Genomic DNA, 13,313 nt, shown 5'->3' on the forward strand with positions numbered 1-13,313 from the left:
GAATTTAGGCTGACAATTCGTGCGGGTACTCATCGTAAGTCCGGCCACGCAGCTTCCGGCCCGTAGTTTTTTTATTTCGGCCGCCCCATTGCTTGAAAAAGAAGGCGGTATTCGCCCTGCGGCAAGCTGTTTGGATATCTTCGACCCAATCGATTTCCATTGGCCGGGCGCTTGGTCCCGACTCCCCTCCAACTATGGCCCAATGGATGCCATCAAGTTTAATCGGACCAATAGACCCGATGAGCGGTTCGAAGGAAACGAAGCGCGTCATTCCCGCGATACCGACAATATGATCGATGCGATCAACAACCTCGGAATTTTCGACCGAAGTACCGATCCAAACTTGATTGAGAATGGGCAGTTGTTTCTCGGCGAACATTGCAGCCATACGATCCGGCCGCTTTGTCAAAACTTGGAACTGATGCTGTGGACATAACTTCATCGTGGCCCAGACGGCTGTGATAAAGGCATCCGGCACGTCCTCATGGAACAAATCGGACATTGAATTGACGAAAATACGCTTGCCACGCTTCCATCCAACGGGATCATTCAAACTCGAGTGATCGACATTTACACGTCCCGTCCACACCGTGCGGCTCCCACTCTTACGAGTCGTGCCTTCATATTTCGGATGCCCCATTGCCTGAAGCCGAGCAGCCATACGCATAGCGTAGCAGTTGGAGCATCCTGCAGAGGCAATGTTGCACCCTGCGACCGGATTCCATGTCACGTCGGTCCATTCGATTGATGAATTGCCAGACATTACCTTAGAACCGCGCTTGCCAGCTTCGACGCCAACTTTGCTCGCTCACTAGGATTCGCCCAAGCAAACATCAAAGAGAATTCGTGCAAGCCATTGCGACCAAGCGGCAGAACCTGATCTATGACCCGTCCTTGAAACGCATGCTTCAAACGCTCCTTCGCAACGGTTTCAAACCACTTCACATCTACCGCACGCCGGGACACGGGCTGACTCGCGCCCCACAAGTCTATTTGCCCCTTCTCTTCGACTGCCACGACGTTTCTCCATTCAGTCGTTCCGAGCGCCTCATCCACGCTCCGACCGCCGTCCTCCAAGACCTCTCCATCATGACGGATTTGCCGGTACATCGCAAAGACAGGCACGAGATACCAAACATCCACGGCGCATGTTCGCGCTAGCGCTTCCAACGTCGAAAACTTGATCTGCAACCCGAACGGGTCAAGGAAAACGACTGCTCGGGTAGCTTTCCAGTTTGTGCGCTTGCACAGGTCGAGCAACATCTCGTTGGCATCGAACTTAGTGATTTGAATACGATCTGTGAGATGTTGAAAGTCGGAGCTTACTGCGGCGCGTAAAGCATCCACGTTCGATTTCTTCACATCGTTCAGTAGGTAACGGTCGAAGGAAGGTCCTACTTTCAGCGCCCGAAGAGCCGACCCGACGATAATCTGGTCCGCATCGGCTACGGCTTGGTTGCTATCAAGAAGGTAAGTCTGCCCATTGTCCTTGGCCTCACGGTCGGCCAGTGCGGAACGTGGGATCGACGCCCCAGAACCCGCACAGGCATCGACATAGAGCAATTCAAAATCCTGCAGCTTGAGCGCGGTGGTATAGGCCGCGAGATACTTCTCGACCGTCTCCAGTTTGCGACGCGTGTGCTCGTCTCCAAAAGCCTGCGCGACCATTCTTAACCCCCTAAGAACACTTAGGGAACAGTAATCTATGCGCAGAAATAACTCAAGTAACGGCTCAACTCGTCATTTTCGCGGGTCAGTCATGCTCCCGCCCGCCAGCCCCCATATACAGCTCGCTCCCCGTTTCCTTGAACACCTTGCTCATCTCTTCCATGCCCTTGAGCGCGGCGGCCTTGCTGGCGGCGGCGGTTTCCGCGCCGGTGGGGCCGGTGGCGAGGAAGCCTTCGACGCCCTGGTTCTGCTTGTTGGCGAAGGCGCGGACCTCCTGGCTGATCTGCATCGAGCAGAATTTGGGCCCGCACATCGAGCAGAAATGCGCGGTCTTGGCGCCTTCGGCGGGGAGGGTCTGGTCGTGATACTGTTCAGCAGTGTCGGGATCGAGCGACAGGTTGAACTGGTCGCGCCAGCGGAACTCGAAGCGCGCCTTTGACAAGGCATTGTCGCGGACCTGCGCGGCGGGATGGCCCTTGGCGAGATCGGCGGCATGGGCGGCGAGCTTGTAGGTGACGACACCGACCTTGACGTCGTCGCGGTCGGGGAGCCCCAGATGCTCCTTGGGGGTGACGTAGCAAAGCATCGCCGTGCCGTACCAGCCGATCATCGCGGCGCCGATGCCGCTGGTGATATGGTCGTAGCCCGGCGCGATATCGGTGGTGAGCGGCCCGAGCGTGTAGAAGGGCGCCTCGCCGCAGACCTCGAGCTGCTTGTCCATATTCTCCTTGATCTTGTGCATCGGCACATGGCCGGGGCCCTCGATCATCACCTGGACGTCCTGCTTCCAGGCGCGGTGGGTGAGCTCGCCCAAAGTGTAGAGCTCGCTGAACTGGGCCTCGTCGTTGGCGTCGGCGATGCTGCCGGGGCGCAGGCCATCGCCGAGCGAATAGGCGATGTCATAGGCCTTCATGATCTCGGTGATCTCGTCGAAGCGCTCGTAGAGGAAGCTCTCCTTGTGGTGCGCGAGGCACCATTTCGCCATGATCGAGCCGCCGCGCGAGACGATGCCGGTGACGCGCTTGGCGGCCATCGGGATATAGCCGAGGCGGACGCCGGCATGGATGGTGAAATAGTCGACGCCCTGCTCGGCCTGCTCGATCAGCGTGTCGCGGAAGATCTCCCAGGTCAGCTCCTCGGCGACGCCGCCGACCTTCTCCAGCGCCTGGTAGATCGGGACGGTGCCGATCGGGACGGGCGCGTTGCGCAGGATCCATTCGCGGGTGTCGTGGATGTTGCGGCCGGTGGAGAGGTCCATCACCGTGTCCGCGCCCCAGCGGATCGACCAGACCATCTTGTCGACCTCGGCCGCGACGTTGGAGGCGACGGCGGAATTGCCGATATTGGCGTTGATCTTGACGAGGAAGTTGCGGCCGATCGCCATCGGCTCGGATTCGGGGTGGTTGATGTTGTTGGGGATGATCGCCCGGCCTCGCGCCACCTCGTCGCGGACGAATTCGGGGGTGACGTAATCGGGGATCGATGCGCCGAAGGACTCGCCGTCGCGCGTGTATTCGGCGAGTCGGGCGCGGCCGAGATTCTCGCGCTCGGCGACATATTCCATCTCGGGGGTGATGATGCCCTGCCGCGCGTAGTGCATCTGGCTGACGTTCATGCCCGGCTTGGCGCGCAGCGGGCGCTTGACGACATTGGGGAAGGGCTGGACGCCGCCCGAGCGATCGGGGCCGAGCTGGCCGTTATCCTCGGGGCGGACGTCCCTGGCCTGGACCTGCTCGACATCGCCGCGACCGATTATCCAGTCGCGGCGGATCGGGGGCAGGCCGGCCATGATGTCGATGCGGGCGTCGGGATCGGTATAGGGGCCCGAGGTATCGTAGACGCGGACCGGCGGCTCGCCCGAATGCGGATCGAGATGGATCTCGCGCATCGCGACGCGATTGGGGCCGACGTAAATCTTCTTCGAGCCGCGGATCGGTCCGGTGGTGACGCCGATTTCGGTCTTGGCGGGGATGTCGGCCATGTGCGTGTCGCTCCAATCATGCCGGAGCGAGATCACGGTTTTCGGATGAAAGCCGCTCCCTCCCTCCGCCGGTCTCAACCGGATCAGGTTCAGCGGGTCGGAGGCTGCGGCCTCCCTCTCAACCGCGCATCAGCGGTCCCCCGGGGATGGCAGGGACCTTAGTCCGCGGCCGGCGCGAGGGGAAGCGGCAAATCGGCGGCGTCGGGCGCAAAGAAAAGGGCGCGGCGAACTCGTCCGCCGCGCCCAGGTTGGTCGCTTCGTTGCCGGATCAGGCGATCGCGGTACGGCCCTTGCGAGCGCGGCTGCGCATCATGCCACCGGCCAGGCCGAAGCCGCCTATCAGCATGCCCCAGGCGGCAGGCTCGGGGACCGCGCTGATCCCGGCGGTAAAGTCGGCCTTGAAATGGGCGTCGCCGAAGCCGCATCCGGTGCAGTCCCAGTTGCGTGCGGTCAGCTGCGCGAAGTCGGTGCCATTGTTGAAATAGACGAAGTCGCCACCGGCATAGGTGTCGGTTCCCCAGCCGTTGAACGGCATATAGGCCGAGGCATAGCCGCTATTGGCGACGCCCGCGGTGGTGACGAAGGCAACATATTGCTGGCCGCTGACCAGGTTCAGGCTGCCGGTGTTGAAGTCGAACGCGACGGGATTGCCGTAGCTCGAGCCGTTGAACTGCTGCGTGGTGCTGGCGAACAGCGCGTTGCCCACCGCGCGGCTGCCGGTCCAGGCATAGACATAGGCCTGGAAGTTGAGCGCGCCGCCCGAGCCGCTGTCGAGGTACATGGTGAAGGAATTGAGCGCGTTCTCGGCGCCGACCGTGAAAGTCTGGCCATAGGTCGCGGTGTTGGGCGTGCCGAAGCTGCTGATGTCGCCGCCATAGGTGCCGGTGGTGTCGATGTCCTGCGCCATCGCAGGTGCGGAAGCGAGGCCGAGTGCGAGGGCCGCGGCGCCGATGAACAGGTTGAGCTTCATTTCAGTCCCCTTTGATCTGTTGGCTGGGGACTAACTTGCCTTTTGAAGACTGACACCCGTGTACTTTTTGCGGTTAACGTCCCGAAACTGGATCGGGATGCGCCGTCATGTCTGGATACTGGCCGATCGGGGACCGGTTCAGAAAGTATAGGCCAATCCCAGCACGCCCGCCCATTGATCGCGCGAGCCCGCGATGCTGGTGACGGGGGAGTCGCCCGCGTCGTCGAGCAGCCGGCGATAATTGACGCCGCCCACCGCCTGGAGGCCGCCGGTCAGGTCGCCGGTCAACGAGACCATGGCGACCGCGCCCAGGCTCCAGTCCTTCCAGCCTTTGCCGGCGCTGAAGACCGGCAGGCCGCTGGCGGCGCTGCCAGCGGGGCTGACGCTGAAATAGGTGTCGGCATAGCCCTCGCCCATATAATCGGCCGACAGGTTGATCCCGACATAGGCCTTGCGGCTGAGCGGCGTGCCATAGTCGAGCGACGGGGTGATCACATAGCTGCGGTGCACCTTGCCCACGTCATGGACATAGCCGACGCTGATGCTGAACTTGTCATAGTCGCTGGTGAACACGCCCTGCCGGCCGATGCCGACAAAGGCGCCGCCCTCGATCGCGATGGGGATCTTGCCCAGCGCCTCGACCTGGCTGTCCTTGATCTGGGAATGGCGGTTGAAATTGATCGAGACGAGCGGGCCGAGCTGGAAATCCCAGCCCGGGCCGCCCGGCGTCGGGATCACATCGGCCCAGGCGCGGTTGCCGCGCAGCGTGAAGTTGATGCCGGAAACGCGACCCATCGCCGCCGGCGCCGGGGCGATCACCATCTCGTCCGAGCCCTCATAGCTCGGGACCACCGCGGCGCCGAGGCCGATCGTCAGCCGGTCGCCGTCCAGCTTGGCGGGGTCGATCGTATCGGCGCTCGACTCCTGTGCCAGCGCAGGGCCGGCGAGCAGCAGGGGGATCAGGAAGGCGGCGGTACGGACGAACATGAAGCGGCTCCGAAGGAAATGTTGCACCCGCGAAACGCCCCCTGACCGCCGGGGTTCCTGAATTAGGTAGCGAATCCGAACCTGTTGCCTTTCGGCATCGGTCCCGTCGTGCGTTGCCTCAAAGACGGCGCGAAGGATCCCCACCCGTAACAGCATGCACGCGCACGCGGCGGCGAGGGCTATCGCCCGGCGTCTCGAAGCTGCCCAACCCCTTGTCGGTGCCGCACAGCCGATCCCAGAACCGGAAATAGAGGCCGTAATTGCACTGGTAGTGCTCGTGGTGCCGCTGGTGGTGGCTCGCGGTGATCAGCCACGCGCCCAGCGGCCCGCGCCAGACGAAGGACGGGAAGATCTCCCAGCCCATGTGATTGGTGACGCCCATCACCGTCATGATCGCCAGCACCAGCCCGAGCGCGCCGACATGGATCGGTATCACGAACACCAGCAGCGGGATCACCACCGCGCCGGTCAGCGCCTCGATCCAGTGGAAGCTCATCGCCGCCCAGGCGGTGGGCGGCCGGCTGGCATGGTGGACGGCATGGGCGATGCGGAACCATCTGGGGCGGTGCATCAGCCGGTGAGTCCAGTAGAACCAGGCATCGTGCGCGAGCAGGTAGAGCAACACCGAGACCGGCAGATACCAGAGCGGCCAGGCGTGGAGGTCAGCATAGATCCGCGTCCAGCCGCGATTGGCCCAGCCCCAGGCGATCACACCGGCGGGAACGCCATAGATTGCCGCGGACGCGAGGCTCCAGCCGATCTCGCGGCGGATCTGGACGTCGAGCCCGGCATAGAGGCCGGGATGGCGGAACCGCGTCGCCAGCGCGAAGCCGCCCGAGGCGGCGAGATAGCGCACCCCGACGATCAGCGTCATCGCGAGCGCCGAGGCGAGGATGGCGAGCAGCATGGCGGCGTTCTAGGGCTTGTGCGAAGGGAGGGGAATGGCGGCGCGAACTTTGAGAATCAGATGTTGAGCGCGGGCTGGCCGAACAGGTGCCCGGTCATGAAATCGACGAACGCCCGCAGTTTTGGAGAAGGATAGCGGCTTGCCGGCCATAATATGCGCATCAGACCGACATGGCTGACGAACGGGTCGAGAACCGTCACCAGCCTGCCGGTCCGAAGCTGATCGCGGATCAGCATATCGGGCAGGCATGCGATTCCGAGGCCCTGCTCGGCCATGAGCAGCAGCGGTTCGATCGTGTTGGCGATCACGGCAGTGCCGAGAGGCACGTCGATGGGCTCGCCACCGCGCACGAGCGGCCAGCGTTCGAACTTGCGGCTCGTCGCGAACCGGTGAAGCAGGCAGGCATGTGCCGCAAGGTCCTCCGGGACCTTAGGAGTGCCGGTCCGCGCGAAATAATCGGGTGAGGCGACGAGCTTGAGGCGGAACTCGCCGAGGACGCGGCTCATGAGCCTCGAGTCGGAAACCTCGCCAGCCCGAATGACGGCATCGAAGCCCTCCTCGATGACATCGACCAACCGGTCGCCGAAGTCCAGGTCGAGCTGAACCTCGGGATAATCGCGCATGAACCCGCGCAGCGCCGGCTCCGTGACGGCGTTGATGATGGGCAGACTGACGCGCAGCGTGCCGCGCGGCGTACCACTGGTCTGCGCGAGTTCGCTTTCCGCGGCCTCGACCTCGGTGAGGATGCGCCGGCATCGTTCGAGGAACATCGCTCCCTCTTCGGTCAGCGTGATCGAGCGGGTCGAACGGTGGAAGAGGCGCACCCCAAGCCGATCCTCGAGACGCGCGATCCCCTTGCCGACGGCAGACCCGGAAAGCCCGAGCTGCCGCCCCGCGATCGTGAAGCTTCGCGCTTCGGCTGCGGCCACGAAAGCACTCAACGCGCCGATCTTGTCCATGCCCGTCCCATTCAGGAATATTTGTCCGAAATAATCGGAATTGTAGCTCAATTGTCTGACATTGGGGAAGCCGCCAACTGTAGCGCACGAAGTCGAGGGCAGCACGACTCGATATATGGATTTCGCAGGAGCGCAGAATGGACACCGCCCCTTACCCCTATTCCCCGATCGTCGATCGGCCGAAGATCAGCTGGCCCAACGGGGCTCGGGTCGCCTTTTACGTGGGACTGAACATCGAGCATTTCGAGTTCGGCAAGCCGTCAACGACCATCTGGGAAGGTACCGCCGGTCTCTCGCCAGACCCGCTCAATCACGGCTGGCGCGACTATGGCAATCGCGTCGGGATCTGGCGGATGATCGAGAGCTTCGACCGACACGCCATCCGCGCCTCCGCGCTGCTCAACTCTGACGTCGTGGATCACTACCCACAGATCATCGAGGCGGGCAACGCACGCGACTGGGCGTGGCTTGCCCACGGCAAGACCAACTCGATGCTCCATACCGGCATGGCGCCCGAAGCGGAGCGTCGGTTTCTCGCTGAGGTGACCGAAGCCATCGCAGGCGCGACCGGCCAGCGGCCCAAGGGATGGATGGGTCCCGGTCTGACCGAGACCCTGGAGACGCCGCAGATCCTCAAGGCGCTCGGCTATAGCTACGTTCTTGACTGGACCGCGGACGATCAACCCTTCGCGTTGAATGTGCCGGGCATGTTTTCCGTGCCCTATTCGGTGGAGCTCAACGACCTCAGCCTGTTCGGCGTGAAAGGCATGACCGGCGAGGACTTCTATCGCACGGTGGTCGATCAACTGGATCAGCTCTTTGCCGACAGCGCCGACTCGGGGCGCGTGATGGCGCTGGCGTTGCATCCCTTCGTCGTCGGCCAGCCGTTCCGCGCGAAATGGCTCGACAAGGCGCTGGACTATGTCGCGTCGCACCAGGGCGTCTGGTTGACCACGAGCGACGAGATCGCCGAGCAGTATCGGGCGTCGACCCTGCACGACGGCTGAAATGGACAGGCGATGCTATCGCCGCTCCATGCGAGCCCTGACATCCGGGAGGACGGGAGACGGAGGAGGTGAGGGGAGGGTTTTCCTCACCTCCTCCGCCGGGAAGGAGCGCCCTCAAAGCGGGACGAGCGCTCCCTCCAAGCCGTGTCAGGCGAAGGTGACGCGCGAAGCGCGGCGGCGCAGCGCGCCGCCCGCCAGGCCGAAGCCGCCGATCATCATCGCCCAGGCGGCAGGCTCGGGAACCGGGCTGGTCGGCGGCGTCTGCAGGCCGGCGGTGAGCGTCAGATCGTCCACGCCGAGGCCCTGATCCGAAGCGCCGACGTCGAGATCGGTCCAGCGGAAGGCGAAGCTGCCGCCCTGGGCGATCGAGAGGCCGGTGATCATCGCGAAGATGTCCTTACGGTTGGCGGCGAGATTGCCGTTGAGCGCGGCGCCGGCCGAAGTGCCGTTGCTGAGGATGGCGGCGAAGTCGAGCGCGCTGAACATGGTCCAGGTGCCGTTCGACAGCGCGGTAGCGTCGGTCGAATATTCGAAGCTCAGCTTGTCGCCGGCGCCGTTCGACAGGCGCCACTGCTCACCGAAAAATTCGAGCGAGATCGACTCGATCGTGCCGCCGAGATTGTTGGTGAAGAACGCGCCGAACTGGAGCGGCGTGGCAGTGCCCGAGGTGAGCGTGCCCAGCGCGCGATCGCTGCTGCCGGCGCTGCCGAAGCTGTAGGTGTTGCCCTGGTTGGAGCTGCCGGTGCCGGCCGCATAGAGATTGTCCTTGCCGACGGTGCTGGTGCCCTGTTCGCTGAGCGCCCAGCCGGCGGGAAGCGCGCTGCTGGTGCCACTGGCGGCGAGGCCATTGAAATCCTGGGTGTAGGTCGTGCGGCCGAGCGAGACCGGGGTCTGCGCGAATGCCGGAGCCGAGACGAGCGTCAGCGCAGCGCCAGCCAGCAGGCGGCGCGCAAAAATCTGCGATTTCATGAAGTTGTAACCCCTTTTACCTGAACTGCCGGGTGGCGAGAGGGCGGGTAGGCGGGGAGTGTGCAACTCTCGTGACAACGGGACAGATTTTAACGATTTCTTACTGCCGCCTCGATTTCAGCCGTCCCTTTGCGGGACGCCGCCCACCAGCGCCGACGCATCCTTGGCGAGTGCGATCAGCGCCGCGCGCGGCTCGCCGGCGCGGGCGCGGACGCTCAGCGAATGGAGCATCGCCGCCAGGATTCGCGCACGGGATTGCGGCGCGGGACTGCCCGCCTGGCGCAGCAATATCTCGATCTTCTCGTCCTCGACCGCGAGAAACCCGGCAAGCGCGGCGCGGATGTCGGGATCGGTGACCGCCTCGGTTGCCGCGGTGTTGATCGCGATGCATCCCGAAGGGCCGTTCTCGCCGGTCAGATAGCCTTCGATCGTGCCGATGAAGAGCGCCTTGAGCATCTTCTCCATCGCATAGTCGGCGGCGATCAGCTGGTCGAAGCGCGCCTCGACCCCCGCCTTGGTTCGCGCGATCGCGGCGAGGTACAGCGCCTTCTTGTCGCCGAACGTGGCGTAGAGGCTGGGGCGGTTGACCCCGGTTGCTTCGGCCAGGTCGTCGAGCGAGGTCGCCGCGAAGCCATGCGTGCGGAAGCGTTCGAGCGCGGCGCGCAGCACTACCGCCTCGTCGAACTTGCGGGGCCGGCCGCGCGGGCGCGGCTCCGGCATTTTTGTACTGTTTCGCATGAAACTCCTTGACCGACTCATTTTTGTGCGAGATCGTACAGAAATCAAGTGGGAGACCTGTCATGAAACTCTATTTCCGCCCCTTCGCCTGTTCACTCGCCGCGCGGATCGCGCTGGACGAGGCCGGGCTCGACGCCGAATTCATCCCTGTGCCCGCCGACGGCCGGCTGCCCGACGGCCGCTCTTTCAGCGCAGTGAGTCCGATGGGCTATGTCCCTGCGATCGAGACGCGCGGCGGCTTCACGCTCACCGAAGGACCTGCGGTGCTCACCTATATCGCCGAGCTGGCGCCTGAGGGGGCGCTGTCGTTCACCGGCTTTTCCGACGCGCATTACCGGATGCTCGCCTGGCTCAACTTCACCTCGACCGAGCTGCACAAATCGGTGTTCACGCCTTTGCTCGGGAAGAGCGCCGGCGAGGAGGAGCGCGCCGCGGCGCTCGGCCGTGCCGTCAGGCCGTTCGGCGTGCTCGAGCGCCACCTGGAAGGCCGCGAGTTCCTTCAGGATCGCTTCACCGTCGCCGATGCCTATCTGCTCGCGGTGCTCAACTGGTGCGAGAGCGCCGGCGTGCCGATCGCCGACTGGCCGGTATTGGCCGCCTATCGCCAGCGGATGCGCGCGCGGCCCTCGATCGCCCGGGCGATGGCGGAGGAATGGCCGCTGCTCAAGGCGGCCTGAGTCTCGGCGGGGTTCGGCGCCGAGTCGGGCGCGGCTGTTCTGATTCGGGACATCAGGTTCGCCGCATCACGCCTCCGCGCCCCGGCGAGCCAAGATCGGAATGTTTCTGCGGCGCACACCAAGTCGTTACGAATCCGAATCAAACACGGGCTTCTGCGAATTTGCGCATATTCTGTCGCGGGCTTTCGGAAACAATTGCGCAGCCCCTCGACTTTGGATGCAGTTGCGAAAGAACCGATTAACAAACCGTTGACTCTACCCCTGATGAACGGGAGCATGCCTCTCCAAGCGTTTGACATCAAAAGGGGACAAATGATGAAGACATTGCTTGCTGCACTTGCGCTCACTGCCGTCGGCGTTTCGCCGGCTCTGGCGCAGACCTACACCAATCCGAACACGATCACGGTCGTCGATGGCGGTGAAACCACCAGCGATATCAACGTCACCGGCAGCCTGGGCAACATCACCGGGATGACGCTGTCGTTGAACGGCCTGAGCCATACCTATCCGGACGATCTCGTATTCGGCGTGCTCAACCAAAGCCTCGGCCTCGGCTTCGTGTTCTTCAGCGGCGCCGGCGGCAGCACCGACATCTCGGGCGTCAACCTGACCTTCAGCGATGCGGCCAGCAGCCAGCTGCCGGAATCGTTCGTCGGCGGTGCGATCACCTCGGGCACCTATCTGCCGTCGAACTATGGGCAGTATGAGTTCAGCTTCTTCGACAATGCCACGGCGTTCGCGGACTTCAGCGGCTTCAGCGCAAACGGCCTGTGGACGCTTTATGTCGACGACGTGTTCCCGGCCGATGGCGGTACCGTCCTCGACGGCTGGACGCTGACCTTCACCACCGATGGGGTGGGTGGAGTTCCCGAGCCGGCGGCTTGGGGCATGATGATCGGCGGCTTCGCGCTGGCCGGCTTCGCGCTGCGCCGTCGCCAGAAGGTCTCGGTGGCCTACGCCGCCTGATCCATCGTGAAGGGGGAAAGACGGGTCGGGCGTTGCCCGGCTCGTTTTTTATTGCGCCAGCGCGGGCAGCGCCCAGTCGATCGGCTTCTGGCCGTGGCTCTCCAGGAAGGCATTGGCCTTGGAGAAATGCCGGCACCCGAAGAATCCCGAATGCGCCGATAAAGGCGAGGGGTGCGGCGCTTTGAGCACCAGATGCCGGCCGCCGCGATCGATCGAATCGACGAACGCCGCCTTTTTCTGCGCATGGCTGCCCCAGAGCAGGAACACCACCGGCTCGGGCTTGGCGTTGACCAGCCGGATCACCGCGTCGGTGAACCGCTCCCAGCCGCGGCCCTGGTGCGACGCCGCCATGCTCATCTGCACGGTCAGCATCGCGTTCAGCAGCAGCACGCCCTGCTCGGCCCAATGCTCCAGGAAGCCGTGGCGCGCGGGCGGGATGCCGAGGTCCGCCTCCATCTCCTTGTAGATGTTGACCAGGCTCGGCGGAGTGCGGACGCCGGGGCGCACCGAGAAGCATAGCCCGTGCGCCTGGCCCTCGCCATGATAGGGATCCTGGCCGAGGATCACGACGCGGACATTCTCCAGCGGAGTCAGGTCGAGCGCGCGGAACCATTCGCCGCCCGCCGGGAAGATGCGCTTGCCCGCCGCCTTTTCGGCGACGAGATAGTCCCTGAGCGCGGCCATGTACGGCGCGGCGAACTCGTCCTGGAGCGGCGCGAGCCAGCTCGGGTGCAGCTTGACGTCTCCCATGCGCCTGCTCTCGGAAAGCGCAGGCCCGCTGTCAATCGCGCGACGGGCAGTCGCGACGAAGCGGACAGCGCGCGCAGGCCGGCACCTCGACATGGCAGGCGACCTGGCCGAGCCGCTTGGCGGCGATGTGAAGCCCGAGGAAATCGTCGCCGGTCCAGTGCGGCATCGCAGCGGTCACCGCCTCGCTCGCGGCAAAAGCCTCGGCGGCGGGACCGACGAAACCCAGCCGGCGGAGGACGCGCAGCACGTGGCTGTCGACGATGAACACCGGCCGGCCGAGCGTGCTGGCATTGAGCGTCGCAGCCGCGACCTTGCGCCCGACGCCCGGCAAGCGCTCAAGCCAGGCCAGCGCGTCGTCGAGCGGAGGCGCGCCGAGGAAATCCAGGTCGAAGTCCGGATGCTCGCGCCCGATCCGCCGGAGCGCGGCCGCCAGCCATTTGGCTTTGGAATCGGCGAAGGTGACGTCGGCGATCACGTCCTCGATCAGCGGCACCGGCGCGGCGGCGATGCCGCGCGCCGAGCCGAACCGGTCGCGCAGCCGGTGATAGGCGGCGAGCGACACGGGATCGCGGGTGCGTCCGCTGATCAGCGACTTGACCAACTGCCCCACCGGCTTGCGCCGCCGCGGCGGCAGTGCTGTGCCCAGCACCGCCAGTCCGGCGCGCCAATGCTCGAGGTCGCCACGTCCGAAGAAGCCGAGCTGCATGCCGGGAGACTAGAACATATCAGGAACA

Annotated in this window: 14 protein-coding genes and 1 riboswitch; of the genes, 3 read left to right on the top strand and 11 right to left on the bottom strand. The window is 64.2% G+C overall.

All coding sequences use genetic code 11. The annotated features are described in order from the left end of the window. Window positions 1-4: 4 nt before the first annotated feature. From IAG41_RS20020 to IAG41_RS20050, 7 genes are all read right to left on the bottom strand, one after another. Complete coding sequence (locus IAG41_RS20020; protein ID WP_187730428.1) at window positions 5-763, bottom strand: DUF5131 family protein; 759 nt, start codon at window positions 761-763, stop codon at window positions 5-7. Next, the gene (gene tcmP / locus IAG41_RS20025; protein WP_187730429.1) at window positions 763-1,668 is read right to left on the bottom strand and encodes a three-Cys-motif partner protein TcmP; all 906 of its coding nucleotides are present in this window, start codon (window positions 1,666-1,668) and stop codon (window positions 763-765) included. Before tcmP ends, IAG41_RS20020 begins: the two co-directional genes overlap by 1 nt. An 85-nt stretch (window positions 1,669-1,753) precedes the next feature. Beyond that, window positions 1,754-3,649 carry a phosphomethylpyrimidine synthase ThiC gene (thiC, locus tag IAG41_RS20030; protein WP_187730430.1) on the bottom strand — a complete coding sequence of 632 codons (1,896 nt, stop codon included), beginning with the start codon at window positions 3,647-3,649 and terminating at the stop codon, window positions 1,754-1,756. Window positions 3,650-3,692: 43 nt separating this feature from the next. Next, window positions 3,693-3,801: riboswitch (TPP riboswitch) on the bottom strand. A 116-nt stretch (window positions 3,802-3,917) separates the two neighbouring features. Beyond that, entirely contained in the window at window positions 3,918-4,619 is a 702-nt protein-coding gene (locus tag IAG41_RS20035) for a PEPxxWA-CTERM sorting domain-containing protein (RefSeq protein WP_187730431.1), read from the bottom strand. 138 nt (window positions 4,620-4,757) lie between these two features. Beyond that, entirely contained in the window at window positions 4,758-5,606 is an 849-nt protein-coding gene (locus IAG41_RS20040) for a MipA/OmpV family protein (protein ID WP_187730432.1), read from the bottom strand. A gap of 118 nt (window positions 5,607-5,724) precedes the next feature. Continuing rightward, window positions 5,725-6,513 (bottom strand): sterol desaturase family protein, encoded by a 789-nt coding sequence (locus tag IAG41_RS20045; protein WP_187730433.1) that lies wholly within the window; start codon window positions 6,511-6,513, stop codon window positions 5,725-5,727. Between the two features lie 56 nt (window positions 6,514-6,569). Further along, a complete protein-coding gene (locus IAG41_RS20050) occupies window positions 6,570-7,472 on the bottom strand; it encodes a LysR family transcriptional regulator (RefSeq protein ID WP_187730434.1) in 903 nt (300 codons plus the stop codon). Window positions 7,473-7,609: 137 nt separating this feature from the next. Between IAG41_RS20050 and IAG41_RS20055 the strand changes: the two genes are divergently transcribed. Further along, complete coding sequence (locus tag IAG41_RS20055; protein ID WP_187730435.1) at window positions 7,610-8,479, top strand: polysaccharide deacetylase family protein; 870 nt, start codon at window positions 7,610-7,612, stop codon at window positions 8,477-8,479. Between the two features lie 147 nt (window positions 8,480-8,626). Here the strand turns inward: IAG41_RS20055 and IAG41_RS23365 are convergent, their stop codons facing one another. Together IAG41_RS23365 and IAG41_RS20065 are read right to left on the bottom strand one after the other, a co-directional pair. Then, complete coding sequence (locus IAG41_RS23365; RefSeq protein WP_187730436.1) at window positions 8,627-9,448, bottom strand: PEPxxWA-CTERM sorting domain-containing protein; 822 nt, start codon at window positions 9,446-9,448, stop codon at window positions 8,627-8,629. Window positions 9,449-9,565: 117 nt separating this feature from the next. Beyond that, the gene (locus tag IAG41_RS20065) at window positions 9,566-10,168 is read right to left on the bottom strand and encodes a TetR/AcrR family transcriptional regulator (protein WP_187730437.1); all 603 of its coding nucleotides are present in this window, start codon (window positions 10,166-10,168) and stop codon (window positions 9,566-9,568) included. 80 nt (window positions 10,169-10,248) lie between these two features. On the opposite strand from IAG41_RS20065, the gene IAG41_RS20070 reads away from it, so the two are divergent. Both IAG41_RS20070 and IAG41_RS23370 read left to right on the top strand, forming a co-directional pair. Beyond that, window positions 10,249-10,863, top strand: coding sequence for a glutathione binding-like protein (locus tag IAG41_RS20070; protein ID WP_187730438.1), 615 nt, complete (start codon window positions 10,249-10,251; stop codon window positions 10,861-10,863). A 315-nt stretch (window positions 10,864-11,178) separates the two neighbouring features. Further along, window positions 11,179-11,829, top strand: a complete 651-nt coding sequence (locus IAG41_RS23370; protein ID WP_187730439.1) for a PEPxxWA-CTERM sorting domain-containing protein — start codon at window positions 11,179-11,181, stop codon at window positions 11,827-11,829. 48 nt (window positions 11,830-11,877) lie between these two features. Here the strand turns inward: IAG41_RS23370 and ung are convergent, their stop codons facing one another. Together ung and nth are read right to left on the bottom strand one after the other, a co-directional pair. Continuing rightward, entirely contained in the window at window positions 11,878-12,579 is a 702-nt protein-coding gene (gene ung / locus IAG41_RS20080; RefSeq protein ID WP_187730440.1) for a uracil-DNA glycosylase, read from the bottom strand. Window positions 12,580-12,610: 31 nt separating this feature from the next. Next, window positions 12,611-13,285 carry an endonuclease III domain-containing protein gene (nth, locus tag IAG41_RS20085; protein WP_187730441.1) on the bottom strand — a complete coding sequence of 225 codons (675 nt, stop codon included), beginning with the start codon at window positions 13,283-13,285 and terminating at the stop codon, window positions 12,611-12,613. Window positions 13,286-13,313 lie beyond the last annotated feature (28 nt).

The organism is Sphingomonas sp. JC676, from assembly GCF_014489075.1.
Lineage (GTDB): Bacteria > Pseudomonadota > Alphaproteobacteria > Sphingomonadales > Sphingomonadaceae > Sphingomonas.